Annotated in this window: 17 protein-coding genes; 7 read left to right on the forward strand and 10 right to left on the reverse strand. The window is 63.3% G+C overall.

Annotated features, from left to right (window positions below; all coding sequences use genetic code 11):
* Nucleotides 1–192 precede the first annotated feature (192 nt).
* The 3 genes from J2Y63_RS14555 to J2Y63_RS14565 form a co-directional block, all read right to left on the reverse strand.
* On the reverse strand, nucleotides 193–1,209 hold the full coding sequence (locus tag J2Y63_RS14555; protein ID WP_435266676.1) for a hypothetical protein: 1,017 nt from the start codon (nucleotides 1,207–1,209) through the stop codon (nucleotides 193–195).
* Nucleotides 1,176–2,342 carry a tyrosine-type recombinase/integrase gene (locus tag J2Y63_RS14560; protein WP_435266677.1) on the reverse strand — a complete coding sequence of 389 codons (1,167 nt, stop codon included), beginning with the start codon at nucleotides 2,340–2,342 and terminating at the stop codon, nucleotides 1,176–1,178. The genes J2Y63_RS14555 and J2Y63_RS14560 overlap by 34 nt, the downstream gene beginning before the upstream one ends.
* A 225-nt stretch (nucleotides 2,343–2,567) precedes the next feature.
* Nucleotides 2,568–3,749: a DUF3095 domain-containing protein gene (locus J2Y63_RS14565; protein WP_435266678.1), complete on the reverse strand. Its 1,182-nt coding sequence runs from the start codon at nucleotides 3,747–3,749 to the stop codon at nucleotides 2,568–2,570.
* Between the two features lie 240 nt (nucleotides 3,750–3,989).
* Here J2Y63_RS14565 and J2Y63_RS14570 point away from each other — a divergent pair, with 240 nt between their 5' ends.
* The gene (locus tag J2Y63_RS14570; RefSeq protein ID WP_435266679.1) at nucleotides 3,990–5,186 is read left to right on the forward strand and encodes an acyltransferase family protein; all 1,197 of its coding nucleotides are present in this window, start codon (nucleotides 3,990–3,992) and stop codon (nucleotides 5,184–5,186) included.
* A 75-nt stretch (nucleotides 5,187–5,261) separates the two neighbouring features.
* Here the strand turns inward: J2Y63_RS14570 and J2Y63_RS14575 are convergent, their stop codons facing one another.
* Nucleotides 5,262–5,498, reverse strand: coding sequence for a DUF4189 domain-containing protein (locus J2Y63_RS14575; RefSeq protein WP_435266680.1), 237 nt, complete (start codon nucleotides 5,496–5,498; stop codon nucleotides 5,262–5,264).
* A gap of 116 nt (nucleotides 5,499–5,614) precedes the next feature.
* Complete coding sequence (locus tag J2Y63_RS14580; RefSeq protein WP_256118351.1) at nucleotides 5,615–6,736, reverse strand: AI-2E family transporter; 1,122 nt, start codon at nucleotides 6,734–6,736, stop codon at nucleotides 5,615–5,617.
* Nucleotides 6,737–7,118: 382 nt separating this feature from the next.
* On the opposite strand from J2Y63_RS14580, the gene J2Y63_RS14585 reads away from it, so the two are divergent.
* Nucleotides 7,119–8,819: a long-chain fatty acid--CoA ligase gene (locus J2Y63_RS14585; RefSeq protein ID WP_435266681.1), complete on the forward strand. Its 1,701-nt coding sequence runs from the start codon at nucleotides 7,119–7,121 to the stop codon at nucleotides 8,817–8,819.
* 117 nt (nucleotides 8,820–8,936) lie between these two features.
* Entirely contained in the window at nucleotides 8,937–10,562 is a 1,626-nt protein-coding gene (pgi, locus tag J2Y63_RS14590) for a glucose-6-phosphate isomerase (protein WP_435266682.1), read from the forward strand.
* A gap of 6 nt (nucleotides 10,563–10,568) precedes the next feature.
* On the opposite strand, the gene J2Y63_RS14595 is transcribed toward pgi, so the two are convergent.
* The 4 genes from J2Y63_RS14595 to J2Y63_RS14610 form a co-directional block, all read right to left on the reverse strand.
* Entirely contained in the window at nucleotides 10,569–11,657 is a 1,089-nt protein-coding gene (locus J2Y63_RS14595) for a glycosyltransferase family 4 protein (RefSeq protein ID WP_435266683.1), read from the reverse strand.
* A gap of 197 nt (nucleotides 11,658–11,854) precedes the next feature.
* A complete protein-coding gene (locus J2Y63_RS14600; protein WP_435266684.1) occupies nucleotides 11,855–12,784 on the reverse strand; it encodes a carbohydrate kinase family protein in 930 nt (309 codons plus the stop codon).
* 78 nt (nucleotides 12,785–12,862) lie between these two features.
* Entirely contained in the window at nucleotides 12,863–13,561 is a 699-nt protein-coding gene (locus tag J2Y63_RS14605; protein WP_256118006.1) for an orotate phosphoribosyltransferase, read from the reverse strand.
* Between the two features lie 133 nt (nucleotides 13,562–13,694).
* Nucleotides 13,695–14,138, reverse strand: coding sequence for a DoxX family protein (locus J2Y63_RS14610; RefSeq protein ID WP_435266685.1), 444 nt, complete (start codon nucleotides 14,136–14,138; stop codon nucleotides 13,695–13,697).
* Between the two features lie 201 nt (nucleotides 14,139–14,339).
* On the opposite strand from J2Y63_RS14610, the gene J2Y63_RS14615 reads away from it, so the two are divergent.
* The 3 genes from J2Y63_RS14615 to J2Y63_RS14625 all read left to right on the forward strand — a co-directional run bounded on the left by J2Y63_RS14615 (nucleotide 14,340) and on the right by J2Y63_RS14625 (nucleotide 17,202).
* Nucleotides 14,340–14,528 (forward strand): hypothetical protein, encoded by a 189-nt coding sequence (locus tag J2Y63_RS14615; protein ID WP_256118012.1) that lies wholly within the window; start codon nucleotides 14,340–14,342, stop codon nucleotides 14,526–14,528.
* Between the two features lie 120 nt (nucleotides 14,529–14,648).
* A complete protein-coding gene (locus tag J2Y63_RS14620) occupies nucleotides 14,649–15,353 on the forward strand; it encodes a Crp/Fnr family transcriptional regulator (protein WP_256118013.1) in 705 nt (234 codons plus the stop codon).
* Between the two features lie 7 nt (nucleotides 15,354–15,360).
* Nucleotides 15,361–17,202, forward strand: a complete 1,842-nt coding sequence (locus J2Y63_RS14625; protein WP_435266939.1) for a CHASE2 domain-containing protein — start codon at nucleotides 15,361–15,363, stop codon at nucleotides 17,200–17,202.
* Here the strand turns inward: J2Y63_RS14625 and J2Y63_RS14630 are convergent.
* Nucleotides 17,199–17,837: a FecR family protein gene (locus J2Y63_RS14630; RefSeq protein WP_435266686.1), complete on the reverse strand. Its 639-nt coding sequence runs from the start codon at nucleotides 17,835–17,837 to the stop codon at nucleotides 17,199–17,201. The genes J2Y63_RS14625 and J2Y63_RS14630 overlap by 4 nt on opposite strands.
* A gap of 190 nt (nucleotides 17,838–18,027) precedes the next feature.
* Here J2Y63_RS14630 and J2Y63_RS14635 point away from each other — a divergent pair, with 190 nt between their 5' ends.
* Nucleotides 18,028–19,062 (forward strand): tetratricopeptide repeat protein, encoded by a 1,035-nt coding sequence (locus tag J2Y63_RS14635; protein ID WP_435266687.1) that lies wholly within the window; start codon nucleotides 18,028–18,030, stop codon nucleotides 19,060–19,062.
* Nucleotides 19,063–19,065 lie beyond the last annotated feature (3 nt).

Consider the following 19,065-nt stretch of genomic DNA (forward strand, 5'->3'; position numbering starts at 1 on the left):
GTGTTGCCTTCCGTGATTTGGTTCACGTGGCAACGGTGCGCGACTGCTAAGCCCTGATCAAATACATTGAAGCCGGAAATTAATGGAAACGAGCCAGATTAAGGTGCCTTTGCCGCTGTATTTTCCGGCGTAAATAGACCGCTATTTTCCGGCATAATTTCCGGCATCCGTTTTAGCATGTGACTGCGCGTCTTATACTCCGGTAGGTCGAGCGCCCTTTAGGTATTCCTGGGCGGTACTGCGGCTGATCTTTTCGCCGGGAAATGTCACAGCCACAAAATCGATGACCTCCTGAATAAGCGCCTCGCCCTTGATGCTCTCTCCCTTCCTAAGCCGGTAACCGAAGTAGTTCTGAACAACCGATCGGATCACGCCCCCCGCCTTCGCGGATCGGCCTGGCGGGCGCGGTAAAGAATGGGCACCTTCAGGCATATCGTCGCTGATTAACAAGCCGTGCGGATATGCGAGCACGGTGTAAGTGAGCGGCTCTATGGCAGGCTTAGGGAACAGGGCTAACAGATTTTGGGTTTTGATTTGTACGGCGAGAAACTCATCGGCGTTTGAGCGGAGCGTGCTCTTCTCCCAATCAAAGTGTCGTAAAGACCAGCGACGCGGCTCTATGTCGACAAATCGCCCGAATGGCCCGTCTTTGCTCCGCTCGCCTTCAGGAAAGCGAAGCCACCCAATCGCTTTGAGATCACCTTTCGATAACGACCGATATATCTCTGCCCTTGCGTCATCAACGCATGCATCGAAAGCACGCTCTTGTTCATCGTGCCACGCTGCTTCGAGCCGTTCGGCCTCGAACTTCTCTCGCGTTTCTTTCCTCCATGCCTCGCGCTCTTCCACGCTTTCACCCTCCAACGGGGGGGATTCCAATATCCGTTTAACGAATTCCTCGTCAGAAGCGGTCGGAGCGTTCTCATACCTCTTGTAATCAAGGCGGTGTCCGATCCAGGCGAATTCGGACTCGCTAAAGCCGCAGTCATAGATCGGCACATCACCGCTCCATTTGCTCTCCTCATCGAGCCGACCATCAACGTCTTCATCGCCGTAGTAAAACCGCGGAACTCGTCCAAGCGCCCGCCAATATGCTCCTTCCTGGATATAGCAGGTAGGAGGCCAATCGATCGCTGCGAACATCATGCTATTCAGCCCTTTACTATTTTGAGGATCTAACCGTTTTTCCCGGTGACGTGGTTCGTCCATCGCTCTAAGAGCTTCCGGCGCTGCTCGATGAAATCCGTCCGCCGATAGGCGCGTTCGACCTTCCCGCCGACTGTATGGCCAAGCATGGTCTCCGCTACGTCAAACGGGGTGTCGGTAGTCTCGGCTATCCAGTCGCGAAGGCTCGATCGGAAGCCATGCGGGCGGGCGTCCGTTTTCCGTCGCTCCATAAGCCGCGCCATGGTGGCGTCTGAAAGCACACCCTTCCGCACGCTCGGAAATAGGAAGCCGTCGCGGGCATGAGGCCGTGCCGCGTCGATGACGGCCAGCGCCTCGGGGACAAGCGGCACGCGGAAATCTGGCGTCCGATCCTTCCGCCCCTTCTGCGCTTCGCCGGGGATCGTCCAGACGTCGCCGTCGATCTGATCTTCATGAAGGAAGCGAAGCGGGCCGGAGCGAACGCCGGTAAGGATCAGGAGGCGCAAAGCGAGGTGGGTAATGGTCGGTTCGGCGAGCGAGACATAAAAGGCTGGCACCTCGATCCATGGCAACGCGGGGATGTTCTCCGCCTTGTGCCGCTGCTGACCAAGAAGAGCACGGGCTTTGTCTGTTGCCTGAAGGTCTACCTCCAGCCCGAGGGCCGCGGCATGGCGCATGACGATGGCGAGCCGGTTGAGCGCCTTTCGTGCCGTCTCCGCCTTCGCATGCCATATGGGGGCTATCACGTCTCGGATGGTGGTTTGGTCGATCTCAGCGACAGGGGTCTTGCCGAGCCGGGGCAGGATATGCAGCTCCAGAGGGCTAAACCAGCGCCCTGCCTTACCGTCACCCTTCAATTCAGCCTTGCGGCTTTCAAAGGCATCCTCGGCAACCTCTCGGAGAATATGGAGGCGCTTTTCTGCCTCCCGTCGCTCGCGCTCCCGTTCCTTGATCGGGTCCAGGCCCTTGGCCGCAACGCCCCGCCATTTGTCGGCCGCCTCTCGCGCATCCTTCAACGAAACGTCATTTGTCGATCCGAGACCCATTTCCCGGCGCCGGCCATAGATCGTGAACCGGAAGACCCACTTGCCTCCCCCGTCCGCCTTATGCAGCCAGAGACCGCCACCATCAGCGTATTTGCCTGGCGCGGCATTCTTCACCGAAAGAGCGGAAAGTTTGTTGAGCAAGCGCGCCAAGCTGGTCCCCCCTTCGGTCCACCTTTGGCCGAACGACGTAATGCGACACGATGCTACTCAGAATTCGAGAATGAAGCAAGAACACGCCGGGAGAGCCAGGCGGTTTGCGACGTAAAGTTAGAACGTGTTTTCGTGAGCTACGGCGCTTCAATGCCCGTAAGCGGCACCATTCACTCTCCATTGGTCAGTTTCGGTCCAAGCCTCCGCCCGTCAGGGCATGCGGCCTCACCCTTGTGTGCCTGTCTCAAGCGGCGTGGCGGAGATCTGTTTCTTCAGGCGCGTGGCGGCCATGGCGTAGCCGCCGGCGGCGCCGTCGATGAAATGCATGTGGTCGCGCTTGAGCGCTGTCGGCACGATGCAGGTCATCAATGCCGAATCCTGGCGGTGCAGGCCGAAGCGGCAGATGCCGGCGCTTGCGGCTTGCTCAAGCCGTGTCTCGATCTCGCGAAGCCTTTTCGGATCGATGTCGATGGTCATTTTCAGGCCGTCGTCGAACTTGCGGAAATCTGCGTTGCGGGCGACATCCTGCCGGTAGACCCGCGCATCGAAACCGCCAAGCTTCATGCCGAAACGATAGAGCGCGACCGTCAGAAAATATTGCCCCAGAATGAACAGCCGGTGCGAAAAGCGCTTGTCCTTCGGCGCAGTTTTCGTTTCCGCCGACAGGCCGGCCATCGACAGCCCGATCTGCGGCCCCTCCTGCGCGACGGGATGGCCCTCCCGCTCCTCGCCGGCGGCGAGCGCGACGATGTCGACGATCAGCGTCTGAAACGGCTCCAGGTTGCCGGGTGCGACGGGGACCGCGATGATCGAGACGATGTCGCCGTGGCGGGACCGGATCGGGTTCCAGCGGCAGGACAGGCCCGTCAGGTCCGGACGGGCGCCGGGCGACGCTGGCGGAACGGCGAAGAGGCCTTCCTTCATGCGCGCTTCGGCCCAGCTCGACCCACCGCCGGCAAACATCGCATAGGAAAGGTCCGGCGTGACCTGAAATCGGGCAATGCCGACTTCCCGACCGGCTGCGTTGATATCGGCCACGGGAACAAGCGCGGCGCGCAGCGTCAGCTTCAGTTCCTCGCCTACCCAGGCCTGCACCGCCGAAAGCGCGTCGTGCGCCTTCTCCACCCCCGATGGCGGCACGGCGACCACGGCGCCATCGCCACCGAAGACGAAGGGAAGGTCGCTGTTGCCCAGCGCATTCAGGATGGCCGAGATGACGCTGGCGCCGGCCATGTTGACCGCCTTGTAGCGGCCGGCCTCGATCGTGCCGGTGGAATCGACGATATCGGCCGTCGCCAAGGCCCAGTCGGCCGGCAAAGCCCGGTAGTTCCTGCTATCGGCAACGCCGGCGAAATCGACGAAAACGGGAAGCGTGCTGAAAAATGTTTCGCTGGACAGACTGGTCATGGTTTGAGGCTACCATATTCGCGCATGGCAGGCGACGGCTCGTGTCTTCGAGAATCGTGCCGAGGCAGTCACGAGCTTCCCCTTTCGACGTAGGCATTTGGAGTACTACCGACAATGGCCACAGGCAGGTGTACCATCGATGGAAGCGCACCCAATTGAGCGGATCGATCCCCTCCCAATGCTCAAGTATGCGGCACTTTTTGCTTCGCTAGCCTGTTTCGCTTGGAGAGGGTTTGACACATGCCAAGACATGGGGTTGCCAGGCTGACAGAGGATGGAGGCCGCATAGATGCGCTGGATGGACTGCGTGGCCTTGCGATACTGCTGGTCATGATATTCCATCTCACGCTCGTCTACCCATTCGGAGCAGCGGAGAAGTCCATTTTATATATGGCCGGAGGGATCGGATGGATCGGGGTAGACCTGTTTTTCGTCCTGTCCGGCTTCCTGATCACCGGTATTCTGATCGACACCAAGGATAACAGGAATTTCTTCAGCAACTTTTTCGCACGCCGTACCTTGCGGATATTCCCGCTCTATTACGCCACGCTAATCGTTGTCTTCCTGGTCATGCCGGCGGCAGGATACTTCAACACGCCGGAACTGAATTTTATCCGAGAGCATCAGGTGTTTTCCTGGACCTACATGACGAACTGGGGTTTCGTCGCTGCAGGCGGCGCCCGCTTTTTCAACGTCGAGTGGTTGACGCTGATACACTTCTGGTCTCTCGCCATCGAAGAGCAGTTCTATCTTATCTGGCCCTTTGCGGTCTATTTTCTCAACCGCAGAAAATTTGTCGGACTGTGCATCCTGCTGATGGGCGGCGCCGTTTGTGGGCGGCTTGCGGTGGCAGCGTTCGGGATCCCGCAGGGCGCGGCCTACACGCTCACGCCCTTCCGCATTGACACTTTGGTCACCGGTGCGCTCATCGCTGTGGCCATGAGAGACCGGACAGCGAAACAGCGTGTTTTTGCGGCGGCCCCATGGGCGGCGGTGATAGCGGCGACGTTGGTTCTTTTGGTTTTCATGCTGCGCGACGGCGTATGGTTCGCCGACCGCTGGATGCACACGCTGGGCTTTTCGGTTCTTGCCATCGGCTGGGGCGGTCTATTGGTTATGTGCCTCCCAGACTATCGAGGCGGGAGCATGGGACTGCTGTTCAAACCCCATTGGCTGCGCTTTTTCGGAAAATACAGCTACGGCCTCTACGTCATTCACCCCTTCGTGCTGGCACATTTTTCTCCGGCCCCCTTTGCGCGGCTTGGAATGCCGGAGCCGATTGCGGCCTGCCTCTACATCACGTGCGGCATTATCGCATTCGTCATTCCGGCCTGGCTTTCCTGGCACCTTCTCGAAAAACATTTCTTGAAACTGAAACGCTTCTTCGCAAGTGCGTCCGACACGGCCAGCCCGAAGAGAAACCTGGTGAGAACGTAGCGATCGAGAGTCGGCCCCGCTTTCCGCGAACAGGATCAGGTGCGGAAGCCCGCCCACGGGGCGGGCTCCTCTTGCTTATTCGCTTTCGTCGCATTCGGTGATTTCGCAGACGGATTCTTCCGTTGTGCGGTTGGCGCATTCGGTCAGTGCCTTTTCCCGGGCAGACCCTTCGTTGTCGTAGCTGTAGCTGTAGCCGTAGCTGCCCTCTTCGGAGACTGCGATGCAGCCCCAGGCGAGCGCCGGTGTGGTGGATGTGGCGAAAACGGTCGCCAGGACGAGGGCGGCGAGCCCTGTCCGCTGAACGGATGTCATGTTTTAGTCCCCCAAGAAACTGCGCAAGACGCGCAAGCGGAGACTATGGTTGCGGCCGTAAAATTTGCAAGCGGATGCAGGGGCTTCGCGCACGCAATCTGCTCTAAGTAGCCGGCTCAGCCGACATTGCGCTCCTGCTCGATGCGCGTCGCGGCCTCGGTGGTCGGGTCGAGGATGATCGGCGACGGCGGCGCCTCGGCGGCGTCGACTTCGCGAATCCATTCACGCCAGATGGCGACGAGGAGCGCCATGAGGACCGGGCCGATGAAGAGGCCGAGGAAGCCCATGGTCTTCACGCCGCCGATGAGGCCGAAGAAGGTGGGCAGGAAGGGCAGCTTGATCGGGCCGCCGACGAGGCGGGGGCGCAGCGTCTTGTCGACGATGAAGAGTTCCACCGAGCCCCAGATGAAGAGCGCGAGGCCGGCAACGGGCGAGCCGCTGGAGACCAGGTAGACCGAGACGAGGGTGAAGGAGAGCGGAGCGCCGCCGGGGAAGAGCGCCATGATGCCGGTGATCACGCCGAGCGTGACGGCGGACGGCACGCCGGCGATCCAGTAGGCGACGCCGAGCACGATGCCTTCGCCGATGGCGATCAGCGTCATGCCGGTCACAGTGGAGCTGATCGTCGCCGGCACGATGCGCGAAATGCGCTCCCAGCGCATCGGCAGGATGCGCTCGCCGAGGCGATCGACCTGGCCGGCGAAGGACTGGCCATCGCGGTAGATGAAGAACAGCGCGATCAGCATGAAGAGCATGGCGAGCAGCAGGCCGAAGGCCTTGCCGCCGGCGGCGAGCGCCACCCGGTAGATGTTGCCGATATTGGCGCCGCTGACGATCTGCGTCAGTTCGCCGATCGCGCCCGGATGATCGAGGAAGCGCGTCCATTGCATGTCGAGCCACCCACCGATGACCGGCAGCGCGCGGATCCAGTCCGGCGTCACGGCCCCGGTGCGGTTCGTCTCCACCGCCCAGCCGATCCAGTCGCGGATCTCGTGGAAGGCATAGGTCGAGGCGATCATGATCGGCCCGACGATGAAGGCGAGGATCAGCAGGATGGCGATGGAGGCCGCCAGCGTGCGGTTGCCGCCCACCTGCGCGAGCAGGCGCGCATAGAGCGGCCAGCTGGCAAAGGCGATGACGAGGGCGGCCAGCACCGGCACGACGAAGCCATGGAAGAAATAGATGCCGGCGAAGACGATGAGGACGAGGAGCCAGCGCGCCGCCGAGATCGGAGATATGAGCGCGACGCTGCTCGGGCGCGCCGCGCCGAGAAACCGGGGCTCACTTTTGCGATGTTCCGAATGCAGCAAACTCGTCCACTCCCATGAGGCCGGCAAGCGGCCGGACCATCTAGATAAGGTCTACTAGAAGAATGTTAAACATATACGCGGTTTTTAGGGCCGGGGCGCGATGAGACGCCGCAGTCCGCCGCAATTACCCGCCTTGTAAAAAAGCTGTGTGACGTTGCGCCGACTGATTGTTGACGTTTACGTCAATGTAAGTTAGCGATAGCCCTTGATGGCGCCCGCCAAAAGCATCATCTTGTCCGCATCGGATGGTTGGAGGAACCTTCGGTGCCGGCGGGACGGATGATGCCCGCGCGCAAGAGGAGGAGCATGCATGTCGGCCACAGTCCAGGACACTTCCACGCAACCGACCGGCCGTTTCTGGCTTGCCTCCTATCCGGAGGGCATGGCGGGCGAGATCGCGCCGCTCGGCCATGCGTCGATCGGCGCCCTCGTCGAAAGCTGCTGCGCCCGTTATGCCGATCGCCCCGCCTTTACCAGCATGGGCAAGACGCTGAGCTTCAAGGATTTCGAAGCGGCGTCGGCAAAGATCGCCGTCTGGCTGCAGGCGCAGGGATTGGAAAAGGGCGACCGCGTGGCGGTCATGATGCCGAACATCCTGCAGAACCCGGTGATCATCTTCGGCATCCTGCGCGCCGGCCTCGTCGTGGTCAACGTCAACCCGCTCTACACGCCGCGCGAGCTCGAACACCAGCTGAAGGATGCGGGCGCCAAGGCGCTGTTCGTGCTGGAGAATTTCGCAAGCACGGTGGCGCAAGTGGTTTCGCGCACGGCGGTGAAACATGTGGTTGTCACCACGATGGGCGACATGCTGGGGCTCAAGGGACTGATCGTCAATTTCGTCGTGCGCCGGGTGAAGAAACTGGTGCCGGCCTGGTCGCTGCCGGGGCATATTCCCTTCACGCAGGTGATGGCGGAGGGCGCACGCGGCGTGCTGAAGCCGGTCAGCGTTGCGCCCGACGACACGGCCTTCCTGCAATATACCGGCGGCACGACGGGCATTTCCAAGGGTGCCACGCTGACCCATTCCAATCTGCTCTCCAACATGGAGCAGATCAAGCTTTGGATCGAGCCGACCTTCCGGGTGAAGGCGCGGCCGGACCAACTCGTCTTCATCTGTGCGCTGCCGCTCTACCATATCTTCGCATTGACGGTGAACGGGCTGATGGGCATCGCGCTGGGCGGCCATAACGTGCTGATCGCCAATCCGCGCGATATACCGGCCTTCGTGAAGGAGCTGTCGAAGTATCGTGTCCACATCTTCCCCGGCCTCAACACGCTGTTCAACGCGCTGATGAACAATCCGGATTTTTCCAAGCTCGACCTCTCCGAACTGGTGCTGACGCTCGGCGGCGGCATGGCGGTGCAGCGGCCGGTCGCCGAACGCTGGCAGGCGATGACAGGCTGCGCCATCACCGAAGGCTACGGGCTGTCGGAAACCTCGCCGGTCGCCACGGCCAACCGCTTCGACAAGCCGGAATTTACCGGCACGATCGGCCTGCCGCTGCCCTCGACGGATATCGAGATTCGCGACGACGACGGCAACACGCTGGCGCTTGGTGGGATCGGCGAGATCTGCATTCGCGGGCCGCAGGTCATGGCCGGCTACTGGCAACGGCCGGACGAGACGGCGAAGGTGATGACGCCGGACGGCTTCTTCCGCTCCGGCGACATCGGCTTCATGTCGGCGGACGGTTTCACCAAGATCGTCGACCGCAAGAAGGACATGATCCTGGTCTCCGGCTTCAACGTCTTCCCGAACGAGGTGGAGGAAGTGGCGATGTCGCTGGCCGGCATCCTCGAATGCGCGGCGATCGGCGTGCCGGACGAACATTCCGGCGAGGCAGTGAAACTCTTCGTGGTGCGCCGCGACCCGGCGCTGACGGAGGCCGACGTGAAGGCGCATTGCGCGGCCAACCTCACCAACTACAAGCGGCCGCGCTTCATCGAGTTCCGCACCGAACTGCCGAAATCCAACGTCGGCAAGATTCTCCGCAAGGACCTTCGCGGCTAAACGGCGACGTGGGTTAAATCGATTTAGTTTTTTCGGGCAAGCCGCGTTTTCGGTCTTGATTTGCGCATGCCAAAGCGACTAGCTAACCGGCATCGTCCAAAGCCAAGGAAGACGCCGATGAACGCGCTTGTCGAAAAGCTGAAATCCATCGTTCGCGATACCAACGCCACAGACATAAGGGCCGCCTTTGCGGCCGATCCTGAGCGGTTCTCCCGCTACAACGCCAAACTCGACGACTTCCTCTTCGACTATTCGAAATGCGCGGTGAACGACGCCGTGCTCGACGGGCTGGAGGCGCTCGCCCGCAATGCCGGCGTCGAGACGAAGCGCGACGCGATGTTTGCCGGCGCGATCATCAACATCACGGAAGAGCGCGCGGTGCTACACACGGCGCTCCGCAACCGTTCCAACACGCCCGTGCTCGTCGAGGGCAAGGATGTGATGCCGGATGTGAACGGCGTGCTCGACGCCATGGGCGCGTTTGCAGATGGCATCCGCTCGGGTGTCCTGAAGGGTGCAACAGGCAAGAAGATCACCGACGTCGTCAATATCGGCATCGGCGGCTCGGATCTCGGCCCGGTCATGGCGACGCTGGCGCTCGCCCCCTTCCATGACGGCCCGCGGCTGCATTTCGTCTCCAACATCGATGGCGCGCATATTGCCGATACGCTGAAGCTGCTTGAGGCCGAGACGACGCTCGTCATCGTCGCCTCGAAGACCTTCACGACGATCGAGACGATGACCAATGCGGCGACGGCGCGCAAATTCATCGCCGATGCGCTGGGCGACGCCGCCGTCGGCAGCCATTTCTGCGCGGTTTCCACGGCGCTCGACAAGGTTTCGGCCTTCGGCATCGACGGGACACGCGTCTTCGGCTTCTGGGACTGGGTCGGCGGGCGTTATTCCATCTGGTCGGCGATCGGCCTGCCGCTGATGATCGCGATCGGCAAGGAAAACTTTGCCGAGTTCCTGGCCGGCGGCCATGCTATCGACAATCATTTCCGCGAGGCGCCGTTCCGCGAAAACATCCCGATGCTGCTCGGCCTCATCGGTTACTATCATCGCAACGTGCTCGGTTATCCGTCGCGCGCCATCCTGCCCTATGACCAGCGCCTGTCGCGTTTCCCGGCCTATCTCCAGCAGCTCGACATGGAATCGAACGGCAAGTCCGTGACGATGGATTCGACGCCGGTCGAGGGCCAGACCGGTCCGGTCGTCTGGGGCGAGCCCGGCACCAATGGCCAGCACGCCTTCTACCAGCTCATCCACCAGGGCACGACGGTCATTCCGGCCGAGTTCATGATTGCGGCGAACGGCCACGAGAAGGACCTGCGCCACCAGCACCAGCTGCTCATCGCCAATTGCCTGGCGCAGTCGGAAGCCCTGATGAAGGGCCGCACGCTGGCCGAGGCCAAGGCGCAGCTCACCTCCAAGGGCATGGACGAGACGAAGGCGGACAGGATCGCACCGCACCGCGTCTTCTCCGGCAACCGCCCGTCGATCACCATGGTCTATGACAGCCTGACGCCCTTTGCGCTCGGCCGGCTGATCGCGCTCTACGAGCACCGCGTCTTCGTGGAAGGCGCGCTGTTCAACATCAACTCGTTCGACCAGTGGGGCGTGGAACTCGGCAAGGAACTGGCGACGGGCCTGCTGCCGGTCGTCGAGGGCAAGGAAAGCGCGGAAGGCCACGATTCGTCGACGGCGGGCCTCGTTGCGGCCCTGCTGAAGGCCGCGAGCTAAAGCTCGTCAGGAGCGAAGGCTGAGACGACGTGCCGCGAATGCACCGCGCGGCACGCGGGTGAGGTTTCCGAGGAATTCGCGCGCGCAGGCGCTCCAGCTATAGGTCATGGCGCGGCCGCGGGCGACATCCTTCGGGATATCGAGCGCGGCCAGGGCCGCTTCCCGCAGGTTCTCCGACAGCGCGCCGCCTTCGCCGAGAACGTCCTTCGGGGCGGTGACCGGAAAGGCTGCGACCGGGACGCCGCTCGCCAGTGCTTCCAGCATGACATTGCCGAACGTATCCGTGCGGCTCGGGAAGACGAAGACGTCGGCCGAGGCATAGACGCTTGCCAGGTCCTCGCCGGTCTTGCGGCCGAGGAAATGCACGTCCGGATACCGCTGGCGCAGCATGGCAAGGTCCGGCCCGTCGCCGACGACGACCTTGCTGCCCGGCAGGTCGAGGCTGAGGAAGGCCGGCAGGTTCTTTTCCACCGCGACGCGGCCGACATTGAGGAAGATCGGCCGCGGCAGGCCGAGATCGCGGCGTTTTGCCGGATCGAACAGTTTCGTATCGACGCCGCGCGACCAGCGCTTGATGCGCACGAAGCCGCGCGCCGCCATTTCCGCGCCGAGCGACTTGGTCGCCACCATCATGCCGTCGCCAGCATTGTGGAAGCGGCGCAGCCACCAGTAGCTGACGCTTTCCGGAATGGGCAGGCGCGCGCTGATGAATTCGGGAAAACGCGTGTGATAGGCCGTGGTAAAGGGCAGCCGGCGCTCAAGGCAGGCGCTGCGCGCCGCCATACCGAGCGGGCCTTCGGTGGCGATGTGAATATAGTCGGGTGCGATCTTCTCGATCTCGGCCAGCACGCGGCGCTTCGAAGTGATGGCGAGCCGGATTTCCGGATAGGACGGCAGCGGCACCGTGGTGAATTCCTGCGGCGTCAGGAAGACGACGTCGATGCCCTCCTCCGCCATAGAGCGGGCGAGCTCTTCGAGCGTATGCACGACGCCGTTCAATTGCGGGCGCCAGGCATCCGTCACGACAAGAATGGTGGGAGCCCGGCCATTCGACCGGGCGGCGGCAAGCGAATCTGGAGCGGTGTGGTCGAGCATGGCCCCTTTGACCATGCTGCGATGACAGGCGAATGAAAGGGCACTTTCAGCCTGTTTTCGCCACCTTGCCCCACCCTCTGTCGTCATGCTCGGGCTTGACCCGAGGATCCATGCGGCACGCGCGGCGCTTGTGGCGTGGGTGCTCGGGTCAAGCCCGAGCATGACGGAGGAGAGGTTGCGGCCTGTGTCCTGCCGGCTCAGGCGAGCCCGATTTCCTTTGCCCAGGGCGGGTTTGCGCCAGCGCGCGAGACGGTGACGGCCGCGGCCTTGGCGCCGAGCACCAGCACCTTGGCGATCTGGTCCTGGTCGAGCTTCGCCACCTGTTCTTTGGTCAAGAGGTTCTGCATCTTCAGCGAGGCGAGCACGCCGGCATCGAACGTATCGCCGGCGCCGACCGTGTCGACCACGCTGACGCGCTCGCTCGGCACCGTGACCTTGTGGCTCGCGGTATAGCCGACGGCGCCTTCCGCGCCGCGCGTCACGACGACGAGTTTCGCGCCGTGGTGCAGCCAGTGGCGGGCGAGCGTCTCCTCGTCACCTTCGAGCCCGAACCAGGCGAGGTCCTCGTCGGAGAACTTCACGATGTCGGACATCGCCGCCATACGGCGGATGCGGGCCATATGGGCATCCTTGTCCTTGATGAAGCCGGGCCGGATGTTCGGGTCGAGCGAGATGACGCGTTTTTCGTGTTCGCGCGCCAGAAGCGCCTCGTAGGTCGAGCCGCAGGGTTCGGGGATCAGGCTGATCGCGCCAAAATGCAGCGCCTCGCAATCGTCGCCGAGGGCGGGAAGCTCGGCCTCGGTGATCATGCGGCCGGCGGTGCCCTCGTCGTAGAAGGCGTAGGTCGCATGGCCGTCGACGAGCTTGACGAAGGCGACGGTGGTCGGGCGCGACAGCGTTGCGCAATAGCTATAGTCGACGCCGCTTTCCTTCAGCGTGCCGCGCAGGATATCGCCCATCATGTCGTCGGAAAGGCCGGTGAAGAAGCCCGTCGGCACGCCGAGGCGGCCGAGCGCAATCGCCGTGTTGAAGATCGCCCCGCCGGCATAGGGGGCATAAGCATCCTCGCCGAGCGTCGACGTGCGCGGCAGCATGTCGATCAGCGCTTCACCACAACACAGGATCATCAGACTTCCTCCAACCGAACTTTCAATCGATTTAAACGATCATGGCGGAAAGCGCCAGAGCCTTTTCGCGAGCGCCTTTCAAGAGGTCGGCAGCTCCGCGACGCCGCCATGGGCGGCCGACCAGACGAGCGGCGCATCAAAGAAGGCGGCGACGGAGGCGAGCGTCGCGTCGTCGAACAGCTTTTCCTCGCGCGCGACCGCCAGCACGTCGCGCCAGGTGCCGATATGGTGCAGCTTGACGCCGCCATTGGCATAACGGGCTTCCGCTTCCTGGAAGATGCCGTAGTAGAACAGCGCCATGCCGTGATCCACCACGCCGCCGGCCGCGCGGATTGCGTCGATGAAGGTGAACATCGAGCCGCCGACGGTGACGAGGTCCTCGATGACCAGCACGCGCGCACCCTCCGGCATCACGCCCTCGATCTGCGCATTGCGGCCATGGCCCTTCGGCTTCTTGCGCACATAGACCATTGGCAGGCCAAGACGGTCTGCCAGCAGCGCGGCAAAGGGAATGCCCGCCGTCTCGCCGCCGGCGATCACGTCGAAGCGCTCGAAGCCGGCATCGCGGGTGATGGTGGCGGCCGCGAAATCCATGATGGCCGAGCGGATGCGCGGATAGGAGAGCAGCTTGCGGCAATCCATGTAGACCGGGGAGGCCATGCCGGAGGCGAGCTTGTAGGGCTCTTCCGGGCGGAAATGCACCGCCTTGATCTCCCACAGCATGCGGGCCATCAGCCCCGCCATCACGTTTTTGTCCGGAAAGGAATTGGAAAACATCGGCATCTCCCCACATGGCTGTCTTACCGTGCGCATAGCAGCAAGAGACGCGGCTTTCCAGCATGCTAGGCACGAAAAACCCTCCCCGGAGGCCGGGGAGGGTTTTTCTGGAGGATCAGAGTATGGTGGATGCTTAGGCGGCGACGGTCTTGCCGGCGGCCGAACGGGCGTCCAGCGAATAGGCGCCGGGGCCAAAGGCGGCGAGCACGAGGAAGCCGCCGGCGATCGTGATGTTCTTCCACATCATCAGGCCGTTGAAGAGGGTGAGCAGGCCGTTCGCGCCTTCCGGAAAGTCCGGAACGTTGATCGCACCGCTGTGGAACACGAGGGCCGTGAACACGCTGAAGGCGGCGAGAAGGTAAGCGGCGATGCGCGTCTGGAAGCCGACGAGCACGAAGAGGCCAGCGACGACTTCGAAGAGACCGGCGAGGTAGGCAAGCGCGGTCGCGGCCGGCAGGCCTGCACCGGCGATCATGCCGGCGGTGCCCGACGGATCGAGCAGCTTCGGATAACCGGCAGTGATGAACATGAGGGCGAGAAGAATGCGTCCGACGAGGACGACGACGTTCTGTTGCATGGAAAGCTCCTGAGGCTTTGGTCGTTTGCGTTGGCAGAGAGATATCAGTTTTCCGTCGTCAAACTAGACGGGCGATCGGGATACAGATCGTTCGCTTTTTGTGAACGATGCCTTGTTCCCGCCGGAACAGAACCCTCGCCCCGGCCATGCAACAAACGAGGCACGACACCCCGCCTCAGAAATCTCCAGCCGGAGCCCCGCATGCGCCACTATCTCCTCGCCCTCGCGCTCGCCGCCGCTTCCCTCGCCTTCACCGCGCCCGGCCATGCCGGCACGGCCTATGCGGACGGCTATTACGGCCACTACCAGCAGACCTGCATCACCAAGCGCATCCGCACGGAAGGCGCCTATGGCAAGACCGTCACCAAACGCGTGCGCATCTGCCAGTAGAAGACGGGACCGCCCCGGAACTCTCCGTTCTTTTCTGTTGCATGCGCCCCGCGGCTGGGCGAAGATTTGAGCCGAGCGGCGCGTCTTCGTTTCGTCAGCGGCGGTCGGGGGAAACCGGATATGAACGAGATCAACAAAAGCGGCGCGTTCTGGCGTTCCTTCCCGATTTTCGAGGGTTTTGGCAAGGATACGATCGGCGAGATCGCGGCCATCGCTTCGCTCCGCAAATGGACGGCGGGCACGGTGATCTTCCAGCGCGGCGACGAGGGCACCTACCTCATCGCTCTGGTTTCCGGCCGCATCAAGCTTTCGCTCATCACGCCGCAGGGCAAGGAACTGTCGCTGCGCCAGCTGGAGGCCGGCTCGGTGCTCGGCGAAATGGCGATCCTCGACGGCCAGCCGCGCTCTGCCGATGCCACCGCCGTCGTCGCGACCGAGGGCTACGTCATCTCCAAGCGCGATTTCCTGGAAGTCCTCACCCGCAACCCGACGGCTGCCCAGGCGATCATCCACTATCTCTGCACCAAGCTGCGCGAGACCACGGAGCAGCTCGAAACCATCGCGCTCTACGATCTCGAAGCCCGCGTTGCGCGCTTCTTCCTTGCGACGCTGCGCAACATCCATGGCGAGGACCTGCCGGAGAGCGCCAATCTCCAGCTTTCGCTGAGCCAGACGGAGATCGCAAGCATCGTCGGCGCCAGCCGGCCGAAGATCAACCGGTCGATCCTCGCGCTTCAGGAGGCGGGCGCCATCCGCCGCAACGAAGGCATCATCCATTGCCATATCGGCCGGTTGCAAACCATCGCCGAGCCGGATGACGACTAGGGGCATGATCGCCAAGAGATACAGACCGCTTGCCGCCGGCCTCGTGGCGAGCCTTGCCGGTGCGCTGGCGCTCTTCCTACTTGGCGAAACGGCGCTGGAGCGGCAGCGCGAATTCTATTTCGATGCGCTGACCCAGACCGTTCCGGTGGAGACGAGCGACCGGATCGTCGTCGTCGATATCGACCGCAAGGCCTTCCAGAGCGCGCCGGAAAAGGACTGGACGCGCACGCAGACGGCGACGCTGATCGAGCGGCTGGCCGCCGCCAAGCCGACGGCGATCGCCTTCGATTTCGTCTTCAGCACCGATTGCGCTGCAGACGAACCGGCGAATGCCGCGCTGGCGGGTGCCATCGGCAAGACGCCGACCATATTGGGTTTCCTTATCGGCGAAACACTCGACGGCGCGCCGCATCCGGTGCCGGCGCTCGCCTTGCAGCGGCCTGTCGATGTGCCGGAACTCTGGTTCATCGACGGCACGGAAAGCTCCTGCCCCTTCCTCCAGGACAAGGCGGCCGCCGCCGCCGCATCCTTCCTGGTCGGCGATGAAGACGCGGTGGTGCGCCGCGTGCAGGCCTATGCGATCGTCGGCAATGCGGCCTATCCGGCGCTCGGCGTCGAGGCGGCGCGGCTGGCGGCGGGCGCGCGCACGCCGGTGCTCGGCGGCACGCCGGCCTGGCTGCGCCACGATTCGCGCATCATGCGGCTTGATGAGGACGGCAGCCTGCGCTTCGTTGCGAGCAGCGCCGGCACCATTGGCGCGCGCACCTTTTCTGCGGCGGATATCGTGGCGGGCCGGGTGCCGGCGGACAAGATCGCCGGCAAGGTCGTGCTGATCGGCAGCAGCCTGCCCAATCTCGGCGGGCTGCGCACCAGCGCCTCCATGCCGCTGGAACCCTCCGTGCAGATCCATGCGGATGTGGCGAACGCCATCCTGACCGACCATATCCCGATGCGCGATGCCGGCCTCATACCGATCGAGGCGGGCTTCGCCTTTATCGCCGGCGCGGCGGTGGCACTCGCGGCGGCGCGGCTGCGCCCGCTCTGGGCGGCACTTGCTGGTCTCGGGCTGGTCGGCATCGTCTTCGGCGCGTCGGTCCTGCTTTATATGCGAACGGCGCTTTTGTCGGATGCGGTCGGCGTCACGCTGATCGTGGCGACGGCGGCGCTTGTCACCGGCCTCCTGCAGTTCACCCATGTGCGTAGGGCCGAAGCGACGGCCCGCCAGCGCTTTGCGCAATACCTGCCGCAGTCGGTCGTCTCGCGCTACATCGACAATCCGGACCTCGGTCGCGTGGCGGGCGAGGAGCGGCAAGTGACGGCTTTGTTCACCGATATCGAAGGCTTTTCCACGCTTGCGCAGAAGATCGGCCCGCATGACCTCGTCAGGCTGCTCGACATCTATTTTTCCGAGGTGAACGCGCTGGTCGCGCGCCATGGCGGCATGGTGGACAAGGTGGTGGGTGATGCCGTGCATGCGCTGTTCAACGCGCCGGACGATCTCGACCGCCATGTCGACAAGGCGCTCGCCTGCGCCGATGAAATCCGCACGTTGACGGAGGAGATGCGCCGCCGCCCGACCTTCCTCGACCGGGACTTCGGCCGCACGCGCATCGGCGTTGAGACGGGCATGGCGGTGCTGGGGGAAGTCGGCATCGGCGGCAAGCTCGACTATACCGCGCATGGCGATGCGGTGAATCTCGCCGCACGGCTACAGGATGCCAACAAGTTCCTGGGCACGCAGATCTGCGTTGGCCCGAATGCAGCCGGCGAAACCAGCCGGCCGCTGCGCCCCATCGGCAGCCACGAAATCCGTGGCTTCGGCACGATGGAACTCTTTACGTTGGATTAACGGATACCGGCGCTCGCATAGGCCTCGCGGATGCGGGCTTCGCCCCATTGCGTGATCTCGCCGGGTGCGGCCCCTACCGAGGCAATCTCGACGCCCTGGCCGGGTGCGACCTGCCGCGTGACGCCGCCGCCGGTGACGTCCACGAGGCCATGCTCGACGAAGACCGCGAAGGCGCTGCGGCTGGGACCTGCAAAGAATTTCGTGCCGCGCACGCCGATCATCCCGAAGGCGGTGCGCACCGTGAGGTCGATCTTGGCGAGACCTTCCGGACGGTCGAAGACCATCTGGCCGGTGCCGAGCTCGATGACGCCGCCCTGCCCGGCGATGAAAGTGTCGATCAGCAGTTCCGTCTCACTGCCGAGCAGCAGGCTCGTGTCGTCGCCGAGTTCGAGCGAGGCAAAGCTCTCCTTGCCGGTCTTCACGAAATCATGGTCCATCAGGCTCGCGCCGGCCTTCAGGCCTTCGAGGCGCTCCGCCTGCTTGCGCGTGACCTCGCCGGTGATCTGCACCGCCTTGCCGATGATCGCATTGGCCTGCGTGGCGCGAACGCCGATGCCGGTCAGCGCAAGCGCCGCGCCGGCGATGAAGAACCGGCGGCTGAGGGTGACCGGAGAGAAAGCGTTGAGCGTTCGCATGACATGCCTTTCGCGCGAGCACAAACCCGACGGATGGAATTGAACCAATACAGGCCGACGCGTCAATCGCGTTTGCCGCCTGACCTGCGAACCTTATGCGCCGCCCTGCCCCTCTCCCACTGTTCCCGCGGAAACAGCCTTGTTTCGCCGGTCCACTAAGGTGCGGTCATCCAACGAAGGGAGACGGATCATGATTTCGCGATCCACAGGAGTAAAGACGGCTGGCCGCGCCCTTTTCTTCGCGGTCCTGCTTTCGGGCGCCGCAGGCAGCGTCCAGGCCGACACGCTTTCGATCGAGGCCCGCTGCGATGCCAGCGCCGGCAGCCGCTACGACATGACCCGCAACACGGCCTTCGCGCCGGTTGCGCTAGAAGATATCGAGATCGGCGCGGCCCTTTCCGCCTGCCGCGAAGCCTATAATGCCGGCGGCGGTGCCCGCATGGCCTTCCAGCTCGCCCGCGCCTTGGAGCGCGCCGGCCAGGATCTCGAAGCCATGAAGCTCTATGCCGAGGCGTCGGCCCTCGGCCACACCGTTGCGATGGTGAACTACGGCGCCATGCTCGGCAAACGCGGCGATCCCACCGCTGAATTCAGCCATTACAAAAAGGCCGCGGAACTGGGCGACATGCTCGGCGCCTACAATCTCGGCGTCGCCTATCGCGACGGCATCGGCACAGAGATCAACGGCGCGGAAGCGGCCCGCTGGTTCGACAAGGCGGCGGCTGCCGGCGACGAGACGGCGGCCTTCAATCTCGGCGTGCTGCTCGACGATGGCAGCCTCGTCTCCGAGGACAATGCCCGGGCGGCGGCCTTCTACCGGCTGGCCGTCGAGGGCGGCAGCGTCGATGCGATGATCAATCTCGGCCTCATGTTGGAATCCGGCGAGGGCGTTTCGCAGGACCTTTCCGCCGCCGCCGGCTACTTCAAGCAGGCGGCCGACCGTGGCGACAGCTACGGCAAGCTGAAATTCGGCCTGATGCAGCAGAGCGGCACCGGCATCGTGAAGAATGTCGAGCAGGCCGTGAACAGCCTCGTCGCCGCCTTCGAGATGCGCGACGTCGATCTCGAAGTGATCCTGCGCGACGCGCCGGAAAAGCTCAGCGCCGATGCCCGCCTTGCCATCAAGCAGGTGCTGGCCCAGCGCAAGCTGATCGCCGGCGCCGAGAATGCCGAGATCGATCCGATCACGCTCGGCGCGATCGAGAAGCACTATGCCGAGAAATAAGGG

This window comes from Shinella sp. BE166 (assembly GCF_051201095.1).
Taxonomy (GTDB): Bacteria; Pseudomonadota; Alphaproteobacteria; order Rhizobiales; family Rhizobiaceae; genus Shinella; species Shinella lacus.

Bases quoted from the DNA above. Each gene is read 5' to 3' on its own strand.
- J2Y63_RS14630 (WP_435266686.1), bottom strand. From the start codon at position 17,837: ATGCGAACGCTCAACGCTTTCTCTCCGGTCACCCTCAGCCGCCGGTTC.
- J2Y63_RS14555 (WP_435266676.1), bottom strand. From the start codon at position 1,209: ATGGACGAACCACGTCACCGGGAAAAACGGTTAGATCCTCAAAATAGT.
- J2Y63_RS14565 (WP_435266678.1), bottom strand. From the start codon at position 3,749: ATGACCAGTCTGTCCAGCGAAACATTTTTCAGCACGCTTCCCGTTTTC.
- J2Y63_RS14570 (WP_435266679.1), top strand. From the start codon at position 3,990: ATGCCAAGACATGGGGTTGCCAGGCTGACAGAGGATGGAGGCCGCATA.
- J2Y63_RS14615 (WP_256118012.1), top strand. From the start codon at position 14,340: ATGCGCCACTATCTCCTCGCCCTCGCGCTCGCCGCCGCTTCCCTCGCC.
- J2Y63_RS14575 (WP_435266680.1), bottom strand. From the start codon at position 5,498: ATGACATCCGTTCAGCGGACAGGGCTCGCCGCCCTCGTCCTGGCGACC.
- J2Y63_RS14620 (WP_256118013.1), top strand. From the start codon at position 14,649: ATGAACGAGATCAACAAAAGCGGCGCGTTCTGGCGTTCCTTCCCGATT.
- J2Y63_RS14610 (WP_435266685.1), bottom strand. From the start codon at position 14,138: ATGCAACAGAACGTCGTCGTCCTCGTCGGACGCATTCTTCTCGCCCTC.
- J2Y63_RS14600 (WP_435266684.1), bottom strand. From the start codon at position 12,784: ATGATCCTGTGTTGTGGTGAAGCGCTGATCGACATGCTGCCGCGCACG.
- J2Y63_RS14635 (WP_435266687.1), top strand. From the start codon at position 18,028: ATGATTTCGCGATCCACAGGAGTAAAGACGGCTGGCCGCGCCCTTTTC.
- J2Y63_RS14595 (WP_435266683.1), bottom strand. From the start codon at position 11,657: ATGCTCGACCACACCGCTCCAGATTCGCTTGCCGCCGCCCGGTCGAAT.
- J2Y63_RS14605 (WP_256118006.1), bottom strand. From the start codon at position 13,561: ATGTTTTCCAATTCCTTTCCGGACAAAAACGTGATGGCGGGGCTGATG.
- pgi (WP_435266682.1), top strand. From the start codon at position 8,937: ATGAACGCGCTTGTCGAAAAGCTGAAATCCATCGTTCGCGATACCAAC.
- J2Y63_RS14585 (WP_435266681.1), top strand. From the start codon at position 7,119: ATGTCGGCCACAGTCCAGGACACTTCCACGCAACCGACCGGCCGTTTC.